This window comes from Polaromonas sp. P3_C2 (assembly GCF_056402675.1).
This window is the reverse complement of record NZ_JBFUGX010001052.1, coordinates 1-948: the sequence shown is the minus strand read 5'-3', so window position 1 is coordinate 948 and position 948 is coordinate 1. Positions and strand designations below refer to the sequence as shown.

At 59.9% G+C, this 948-nt stretch carries 1 protein-coding gene; it reads right to left on the bottom strand.

Annotated features, from left to right (window positions below):
• Positions 1-183 precede the first annotated feature (183 nt).
• Positions 184-948, bottom strand: a 765-nt coding sequence (locus tag AC1DWI_RS24500; RefSeq protein ID WP_477726090.1) for a helix-turn-helix transcriptional regulator, incomplete at its 5' end; no start/stop codon positions are given.

Genomic DNA, 948 nt, shown 5'->3' with positions numbered 1-948 from the left:
CATGTCTGGTGTTGTCATGTGTGTCTCCTGGGATTGATAAAAAGCCGGGTGAAGCTGGAGCTTGTTGTCCGTGTTTTTCTCCAACTGTCGAGCTTATGGCGAACACGCCCGGCGCAGGCAGACGCAATTACGCATTAACCGGACGATTCAATGCAACGCTGCTGCGCTGCAGCAGCAACGGCTTCAGGTTGAACCGGAAATTTTGGCGCGTACAGAGTCGCGAAAAGCCTTGGGCGTCTGGCCAAAACGCTGCCTGAAGCGCCGCGCGAAGTAGGCCTCATCGGCAAAGCCCGAGGCATGGGCGATGCTGGCGATGCGCTGGCTGCTGTGCGCCAGTTGTTCCTGCGCAAACTCCAGGCGCCGTTCGGTCACCAGGTCGGTGAAAGTCTTGCCGGTTTCTTTCTTCAGCAGATGCGCAAGGTAGTTGGGCGAGAGGAAAGCGGCCGCTGCCGCGTCGGCCAGCGTGACCTCGCCGGCCAGGTGCTCGCGGATGTAGCGCACCGCGCGCTGCAGGCTGGCACGCCGACTGCCCTGCTGCGCCTGGCTGGCCGAAAAACGCAGCAGGTCGGCTTCGTACTTGCGGCAGACCAAACCTATCAGCTGCAGCATCAGGCCGCGGATCATCTCGATGGAGCCGAAACGGCGATGCGCGTTTTCCAACGCGAGTTTTTCCAGCAGTACTTCGATCTCCGGAAACTCATCTTCGGAAAAATAGAAGTCAGCGTATTCCTGGAACAGGAAGGGCGCGAGTTCAGGCGCGCGGCTCAAGGGCACGTCTTCCAGGTCCAGCGGATCCACATCGAGGCCGGGGCGCAGGAACTGCTGCGACATATTGATGATGACGTAGCGCGAACCCTCGGGATGCGGGATCACATGCACACGGTAAGGCAGGATAAAACTCAGATAGCCACGCCGGAAAGGCCGTACCGTGCCGGCCACGTTCTGTTC